This is a genomic window from Vibrio sp. V03_P4A6T147 (genome assembly GCF_002241085.1).
GTDB classification, from domain to species: domain Bacteria; phylum Pseudomonadota; class Gammaproteobacteria; order Enterobacterales; family Vibrionaceae; genus Vibrio; species Vibrio anguillarum.
Genome location: NZ_NDIO01000307.1, coordinates 1 through 2,229, shown reverse-complemented (window position 1 = coordinate 2,229; position 2,229 = coordinate 1). Strand labels below are relative to the sequence as shown.

The window sequence follows — 2,229 nt, the reverse complement described above, 5'->3', positions numbered from 1 at the left end:
AGGACAAAGACCTGCCAAAGAATAGAAAAATTGCATATTTGATGATTTTTTATAATTAAATTTAATCAAACTAATGTTTGAAAATTAAACAGAGGTTGTAACGAACCTTAAATGAAGCGTGGATAGTCAAGAACCATCAAGATCAGAGTTAAGGTTGTCGAGCGGGAAATAAAAAACGCAGCGAAAGGCTGCGTTTGTGGGGTGAAAGCGCCTTAATTCATTGGCCTCTTTCAATCGATTTTAGTGGGGGTTATTGGGTAAGGTCAATCTTGTAAACCGCAAAACCAACCTCATCGTTTTCCACCAAAGTCATTGGGTATTGGCCTTTCTCTTTGATGAACTGTGCTGCTTTCTCACTTGGAGAGGTTTCAAAACGAACATCTAACGCGGTATTAGTTTTAATCGGAGCAAACGACCAGTTGTTATCAGCACTTGGCGTAACTTGACCTTTTTCTTTACTCACGCGCGAAATGTAGTTGGCAACGGCCGTGCGGTTTTCGTCGGGTGAGTCAAAGGCAACAAATTGTGCGCCCGTGCCTGCAAATTTATTGCTGTAAGCGCGGTAGTTATTGGTGGCGACAATAAAGGTCTGTTTTACATCGATAGGTTTACCTTGATAAGTTAAGCCTACAATGCGCTCAGCATCTTTATTCGCCACTTTACAATCACCATCGTATTTGGCGGGTTGAGTTACATCGATTTGGTAATTCACCCCATCCATCACATCAAAGTTATACGTGCGGAAATCAGCCCAATTGATCAAGGATTGTGGTTGAGTGCTGTGCGGATCAATCTGATTAAACTGCCCCGCGCTGCATTCCAACCATTCCTTCACTTCTTTACCCGTCATTTTCAGCGCGACTAATGTATTAGGGTAAAGATAGAGATCCGCTGCGTTACGAAATGTCAGTTGGCCAGCTTCGACTTCAGTGAAACCGGCAGGATCATCTTTACGGCCACCAACTTTGAAAGGGGCTGCGGCCGATAACACCGGCAAACCATCAAGATCAGGGTCGCCTTGAATAAAGCGTTCCACATAATCTTTTTGTGCAAGATTAACGATTTGCACGGTTGGGTCATCTTGTACCAAGGCTAAAAAGCTGTACATCACATCATTTGCTTGGCCAATCGGTTGATTCACGAAATCTCGCGTGCCTTTGTGGTCTGACTCTAAGGCTTTCACTATGCCTGTATCGGCTGCTGCCAGTGATTTCTTATTGGCTTTATCGAAGATTGGGCGAGCTTGGGATTGACCATTCACGACTGACCATTGGCCATCTTTGCTTTGCAAAGTCAGATCCATCACACCGACATGGCTACCCCAGCGCCCTGGCATGACAGCGGTTACGCCATTAATGGTGCCTTTAGTCACATCTGCTCCTGGCAGTTTGGCAAAATCTTGGCTAGGGAATACAGCGTGAGAGTGACCAAAAGCAATCGCGTCAATGCCTTCTACTTGGGTGAGGTAGTAAACCGAGTTTTCTGCACCAACGGAATATGGGTTAGCTGAGACACCAGAGTGCGGGATTGCCACGATCACATCGGCACCCTCTTTCTTCATCTGCGGGATCAGCTCCTCGGCTGTTTGCTTGATGTCTTTGGCAAACACTTTGCCATCCAGATTTTTCTTATCCCACACCATGATTTGTGGTGGGACAAAACCAATGTAACCCACTTTAATTTGGTGCTCTTTGCCATCGGTATCTTTGAACGTGTGCGTTTTAATGAGATAGGGATTGAAGAGGTGTTTGCCCGTTTGTTGGTCATAGACGTTGGCATTGACATAAGGGAATGCGGCGTCGTTAATACTCTCCTTTAAAAAGGACAAACCGTAGTTAAATTCATGGTTACCAATGTTACCCACATCGTAGCCGAGCTGATTCATCGCTTTGTAAACTGGGTGAACCTCACCAACCTTGATGCCTTTGGCGGCCATATAGTCGCCCATTGGGCTACCTTGGAGTAAATCACCGTTATCGACCAAAATGCTGTTTTCGACTTCGCTGCGCGCTTGCTTCACTAACGTCGCCGCACGGGATAAACCAATCTGGTTCGATGGCTTGTCTTTGTAGTAATCGTAATCCATCACATTGGTGTGAATATCGGTCGTTTCGACGATACGCAGTTTAATGGTGTCCGCCATTGCTGGGCCAGCCATTGCTAACATACCGCTCAAAATCGCGATGGAGAGAGGTTTCACTGCCACTTTCATTGTGTACTCCAGTTAGG

Annotated in this window: 1 protein-coding gene; it reads right to left on the bottom strand. The window is 45.6% G+C overall.

From position 1 onward, the window contains the following. Nucleotides 1-250: 250 nt before the first annotated feature. Nucleotides 251-2,212: a 2',3'-cyclic-nucleotide 2'-phosphodiesterase gene (gene cpdB, locus B9J84_RS11990; protein WP_094124218.1), complete on the bottom strand. Its 1,962-nt coding sequence runs from the start codon at nucleotides 2,210-2,212 to the stop codon at nucleotides 251-253. Nucleotides 2,213-2,229 lie beyond the last annotated feature (17 nt).

Coding starts and splice junctions, on each gene's coding strand:
- cpdB (WP_094124218.1), bottom strand. CDS start 2,212: ATGAAAGTGGCAGTGAAACCTCTCTCCATCGCGATTTTGAGCGGTATG.